This is a genomic window from Azoarcus taiwanensis, from assembly GCF_012910885.1.
In the GTDB taxonomy this organism is placed as follows: Bacteria; Pseudomonadota; Gammaproteobacteria; order Burkholderiales; family Rhodocyclaceae; genus Azoarcus_F; species Azoarcus_F taiwanensis.
Genome location: NZ_WTVM01000199.1, coordinates 1 through 5361, shown reverse-complemented (window position 1 = coordinate 5361; position 5361 = coordinate 1). Strand labels below are relative to the sequence as shown.

Annotated in this window: 8 protein-coding genes and 1 tRNA gene; 2 read left to right on the top strand and 7 right to left on the bottom strand. The window is 59.7% G+C overall.

The window, feature by feature from the left end:
• Both rpoD and GPA21_RS19170 read left to right on the top strand, forming a co-directional pair.
• Positions 1-1997, top strand: a 1997-nt coding sequence (rpoD, locus tag GPA21_RS19175) for an RNA polymerase sigma factor RpoD (RefSeq protein ID WP_168989680.1), incomplete at its 5' end; no start/stop codon positions are given.
• A 172-nt stretch (positions 1998-2169) separates the two neighbouring features.
• Positions 2170-2246, top strand: a tRNA-Ile gene (locus GPA21_RS19170).
• A gap of 674 nt (positions 2247-2920) precedes the next feature.
• On the opposite strand, the gene GPA21_RS19165 is transcribed toward GPA21_RS19170, so the two are convergent.
• From GPA21_RS19165 to GPA21_RS20710, 7 genes are all read right to left on the bottom strand, one after another.
• Positions 2921-3145, bottom strand: coding sequence for a hypothetical protein (locus tag GPA21_RS19165; protein WP_168989679.1), 225 nt, complete (start codon positions 3143-3145; stop codon positions 2921-2923).
• Positions 3146-3149: 4 nt separating this feature from the next.
• On the bottom strand, positions 3150-3371 hold the full coding sequence (locus GPA21_RS19160) for a hypothetical protein (RefSeq protein WP_168989678.1): 222 nt from the start codon (positions 3369-3371) through the stop codon (positions 3150-3152).
• Entirely contained in the window at positions 3358-3549 is a 192-nt protein-coding gene (locus tag GPA21_RS19155; RefSeq protein ID WP_168989677.1) for a hypothetical protein, read from the bottom strand. Before GPA21_RS19155 ends, GPA21_RS19160 begins: the two co-directional genes overlap by 14 nt.
• Positions 3546-3758 carry a hypothetical protein gene (locus tag GPA21_RS19150; protein WP_168989676.1) on the bottom strand — a complete coding sequence of 71 codons (213 nt, stop codon included), beginning with the start codon at positions 3756-3758 and terminating at the stop codon, positions 3546-3548. The genes GPA21_RS19155 and GPA21_RS19150 overlap by 4 nt, the downstream gene beginning before the upstream one ends.
• Complete coding sequence (locus tag GPA21_RS19145) at positions 3755-4228, bottom strand: DUF5681 domain-containing protein (protein WP_211163713.1); 474 nt, start codon at positions 4226-4228, stop codon at positions 3755-3757. The genes GPA21_RS19150 and GPA21_RS19145 overlap by 4 nt, the downstream gene beginning before the upstream one ends.
• A 36-nt stretch (positions 4229-4264) precedes the next feature.
• Positions 4265-4981, bottom strand: a complete 717-nt coding sequence (locus GPA21_RS19140; RefSeq protein ID WP_168989675.1) for a hypothetical protein — start codon at positions 4979-4981, stop codon at positions 4265-4267.
• A 138-nt stretch (positions 4982-5119) separates the two neighbouring features.
• Positions 5120-5361: hypothetical protein (locus tag GPA21_RS20710; protein ID WP_211163712.1), on the bottom strand; the 242-nt coding region annotated here is incomplete at its 5' end.

The following is a 5361-nucleotide window of genomic DNA, read 5'->3' as shown; positions in this document are numbered from 1 at the left end:
AAGCTTCGCGCAAGGACAGCCCCAAAGGGGGGCGCACCAGAGCCAGGAAGAAGGCCGAGACGGTCGAGAAAGCGAGCCCCGCGGCGGTACCGCTCGATCCCGAGCTTCGGCGTACGCAACTCAAGACGCTGATCACACTCGGCAAGGAGCGAGGCTATCTGACCTACGCCGAGATCAGCGACCATCTGCCTGACGACGTCGCCGATGCCGAACAGATCGAAGGCATCATCGCCACGTTCAACAACATGGGCATTCAGGTCTTCGACGAGGCGCCCGCTGCCGAAGACTTGCTCATGTCGGACAACGTGCCGGCGTCGGTAGACGAAGACGTTGCCGAAGAAGAAGCCGAACAGGCACTCTCGTCGGTCGATTCCGAATTCGGCCGAACCACCGATCCCGTGCGTATGTACATGCGCGAGATGGGAACAGTCGAGTTGCTGACCCGTGAAGGCGAGATCGAGATCGCCAAGCGTATCGAAGAGGGTCTCAAGCACATGGTTCAGGCCATCTCGGCCTGCCCCACGACGATTGCCGAGATGCTCGAGTCAGCGCGCAAGATCGAAGCTGACGAGATGCGCATCGACGAACTCATCGACGGTTTGATCGACAGCAGCGAGGAAGCCGCCGCTGCAGAAGACAGCGACGACGACAACGATTCGAACGACGACTCGGATGACGTCGACAGCGACAGCGACGACGACTCGGACGACGGCGACGACGACGAGGATGACGACGACGCGCGCGCCAAGAAAGAAGCCGCGATCAACGCCGCCAACATGCAGAAGCTCAAGGCGGACGCACTCGAACGTTTCGCGACCATCGAGAAGCTGTACAAGCAGAAGATCGCGGCCCTGGAAAAGCACGGCTCGGAGAACAAGAAGTACAGGACGCTGCAGCAAGCCATTTCGGACGAGCTGCTCAACATCCGCTTCACCGCCAAGACCATTGAGCGCCTCTGCGACTCTGTTCGCCACATGGTCGAACAGGTGAGAGGACACGAGCGCGAGATCCTCAAGCTCTGCGTGGATCGTGCCGGCATGCCGCGCCAGCACTTCATCAAGGTCTTCCCGGGCCGCGAGATCGACCTCGACTGGCTCAAGGACGAGATTGCCGCTGGCAAAAACTACGCCGAAGGCCTCATGCGGGTGCACCCGGCGGTGCTCGAGGAGCAGCAAAAGCTCATCGACATGCAGGACCACCTGGGCATCTCGCTGAAGGAACTCAAGGACATCAACCGCCAGATGTCCACCGGTGAAGCGAAGATGCGCCGTGCCAAGCGCGAGATGACCGAGGCCAACCTGCGCCTGGTGATCTCGATCGCCAAGAAATACACCAACCGTGGCCTGCAGTTCCTCGACCTCATTCAGGAAGGCAACATCGGCCTGATGAAGGCGGTCGACAAGTTCGAATACCGTCGCGGCTACAAGTTCTCGACCTACGCCACCTGGTGGATCCGGCAGGCCATCACCCGCTCGATCGCCGACCAGGCACGCACCATCCGCATCCCGGTGCACATGATCGAGACCATCAACAAGATGAACCGCATCAGCCGCCAGATCCTGCAGGAAACCGGGCAGGAGCCAGACCCGGCCACGCTCGCCGAAAAGATGGAGATGCCCGAGGAGAAGATCCGCAAGATCATGAAGATCTCCAAGGAACCGATCTCCATGGAAACCCCGATCGGCGACGACGACGATTCGCACCTGGGCGACTTCATCGAGGATCAGGCGACGCTCGCCCCGGCTGACGCGGCCATGTTCTCCAGCCTGCGCGACGCCACCGGCGAAGTGCTCGATTCGCTCACGCTGCGCGAGGCCAAGGTGCTTCGCATGCGCTTCGGCATCGAAATGAACACCGATCACACCCTGGAGGAAGTCGGTAAGCAGTTCGACGTCACCCGCGAGCGCATTCGCCAGATCGAAGCCAAGGCTCTGCGCAAGCTGCGCCACCCCAGCCGCTCCGAGCGCCTGCGCAGCTTCCTCGACAGCGACAGCTGATTACGTTTCGTACGGGCCCATAGCTCAGTTGGTTAGAGCAGGCGACTCATAATAGAACGGGCTAAACTGCAAGAGCTTGCGAAAAACGTAGCAGTAGCAAGCACTTGCAGCGAGTACGCAAAGCGCAGAGAATCGCCGGTGTAACCAAAATGTACGCCGCGCAAACAGTTTCGGGCCTATAGCTCAGTTGGTTAGAGCAGGCGACTCATAATCGCTTGGTCGCAGGTTCAAGTCCTGCTGGGCCCACCATCCAAAGCCCCGTGCCGCAAGGCTCCGGGGCTTTTCTTTGCTCGCTACACAGGGTGCGAGGTCGGTTACATGGCGCGTACATGCCGCCCCTACAGGCCGCGCGGTGCATGTGGTCGCCGCTACCCCATTGAGCCAGGGCCGTTAGCGGCCTGTGCCGCCCCGTAGCGCCGCGCAACCCTGCGATCCCCACAAACGACAACGCCTCGGGTCATGGGCACCCGAGGCGTTGAAGGCAACGTCCGACAGGCAGGAGCTTTCCTGTCCCGCTGCTGCGGAGGTTTGATTTACGAGGGACTCACCGCTATGCCTCGGCTCCCGTGGGGACTAGAGCAGGTCGTAATCAACGTCTTTTCTGCGACAGCCCAGAACCCCTGTAGCGCTCGTCTCGTGACACATGCGCAAGCGCGCCACGTCTTCACTGAAGAACCACTTCCCGCAACGCATGCACTTCTTCCACCCGACATAGCGGACGACACGACCAAGGTCAGCATCAAGCACAGGTTCGCGCCGCGCTCCGTTGTCACAAGGCCAGCGCTCGGGAATGATGAACCCTTGGAAGTTCGCCTTGGGCTTTGCTGGTTCAGGTTGCGCGGCAGGCTTGGGCGCTACACGTGGCCCACTGTGGTGATTCGTCGGCTGAGGTTGCCAGTTAGCCAGCCATGAGGGTTGTTCGTTCAACTCCATATCAACGAACCCTCTCCGGCCATGCCCTTGGCGCTTCCTTCGCCGACCCACTTCAAGACACAGTGCCGCACCACATCGCCATCGACGGGGCACATCCTGCCTTCCGCGATAGCAGCGTCGAACGCTTGCGCAAGCCACGCCTGCATATCAGCACTGGCGCCACGGGTGCGCTCCAGCTTCTTTACTCGGCTTGCCAGCCCTCGAACGTCCGCCATGTCATCACCTCCGTTTGCTCAGCAGCGGTGCGAGCTTCGATGCGATAGCTCGGTTCTGCTGCTGTGCGTCCCAACGATCCATCTGCTGACGGACGTATCTATCAACAATGCGGGACGCGGCGCGAGGGTCGCTATCGGGTTCAGCAGCCACGGTCAGCTTGGCTTTCCGGCGTGCTTCCCAGCGCGCTAGCTCGCGGTCAATACACTCTGATTCAATCTTGTCCATCGGTCAGTTTCTTGAGCTTGTCACCCAGCTTTGCAGCACGGTGCAGGTTGAGCGCGTCCGCTGCCTGCTGGTGCTCGTGCTGCTCAATGCGGCGCTGTTGAATCTGTTGCAGGTCACTGGGCGTTACCGTGTGCTTGACGGGCGCGTTTTCGCGCGGGTCGGTGTGCAGGTTCTTCATTGGAGCGTTCCGCGCATTGGGCCGATTGCTTGAAGCAGTTGCGCGGCCTGATAGCGCACTGCTGGGTCGTCGCACTTCAAGATCGCCTCATAGCAGACATTGACGATCAGCTTGAGGTCGGCTTGCCCCTGTGGTGTGTCTATCGGGCGTTCGATCTTTGGCCGACCCCAGCCGTAAAAGGGAATGCTGTCGGTGTCGTAGATGCTCATGTGTTCTCCCTCTCTTCGAGTGCGGAAATGCGTGCTTCAAGTTCTTCGGTGGCGCGGATCTGACTCAGCGTGCCGATGGTTTCCACAATCGACTTGGCAACGTCAGGCGCGACAAGCCCCTTGGCGACAGCATCAAGCACCGATTCAACTTGCTTGCTGATGGGCGCGCTTGCATCGTAGTCAAACTCCACCCGCTCCGCTTGGGAGCGCAGGCTAGGCATTACCTTGGAGAGCAACAGCGCGGCGGCTGCGGTGTCGCCGTTGAGCGCGTTCTCTTTCATGACGCGGAGGATTGCGGTCACGTCTTCCAAGATCGTCTGCGTCATCTTCGTGCGGCGATCTACGATGCCCTTCGGACGCCCGGCAGGGTTCGGGGACTTCATGCCCTTCTGCCATTTCGGGTTGCCCGGAGGCGGTGCGGTGTCGGGCTGGTAGCCCTTGAGCCATTCAGGCTGGACAGTCTCTGTCATGTGGGAATCCTTGATTAGTTCAGCTTTGGATCAGGCTCAGCCAATGTCCTTGAGGACGAAGGCTTGCTCCGCTTCCGTCTTGGCCTTGCGGAGTGCTTGCGCCTTGTGGGGTGCTGCTCCGACCGCTTTCTCAAGCTCTTTGAAGACCAAGCCTGCCCGTTCTTCGATCATTGCCTTGGCACCTTGCACCGCCTTCAGCTTGCGTGCCGTCTCGGGTGCAGAACGCTCGTTCCAATACCGCGTATAGGTGCGCTGAAAGTCAGCGGTGAGACCGGACAGATATGCCGGGGCACCCAGCACGGCGGAGACTGAAACGGCATCGCCCTCATCAATTGCTTGCTGGATGAACTTGTGGCGCTCCTCGGTAGTCATGTCCTTGACGTACTTCCGAATCTCGCCGGAGATACCCACGCTGGCGCGGGACTCAAGCGGGGTCGCCAACTCGGTCTCGAAGTGCGCGATCTGCTTTTCCAGCGTGGCGCGCACACTGTCAAAGCCCTTGCTGATTCGGGCAAGGTGCTTCTGTGCGAAGTCGTCGGTATGGATGATCTGCTGCGCTTCGTTCCAAGTCGGATTGGTCTTTGCCTTCTCCCTCGCGTCATGGACGGCGCGGATGCCCTCGTAAGCGGTGCTGAACGCGGTCAGGGTCGTGCCCAGCAGAGGCGCAGTGTCATCGTCATAGCCGTCGATCTGCTTGACGTTATCCGGGTGCAGTCCGGGCGAGACCCTTGTATCAACATTGGCGTTTTCCATATCAAACTCCTTGAAATAGGCGCGTAACTGGTACGCAGTGCATACACGGTAAGAAAAAACAAAATAAGTCCGCAAGGAAAACAGTTGTAAAACAACGTCTTACAGTTCATGAACAAAAGCAGAACAGGGTCTTACCTGTTATCTGTTCGGCATTTGCGGAGCTTGAGACAAGGCCTGCTGAGCCGATCTCATGTCCTCCTCAGCCCGCGCGAAGCGCTCCTGCCTTATCTGATCGACCTTCTCAGTGCGCATCGTGCCTTGCAGGTCGGGGCTCGGTTCGTACTTGGTGATGTCGTTGTGCGCTGGGAAATTGCGGGTTGCATCCTTCTGCGCAACGAACACGCGAATTGGAATCCCCACAAATGCGCGCCAGTCTCGGT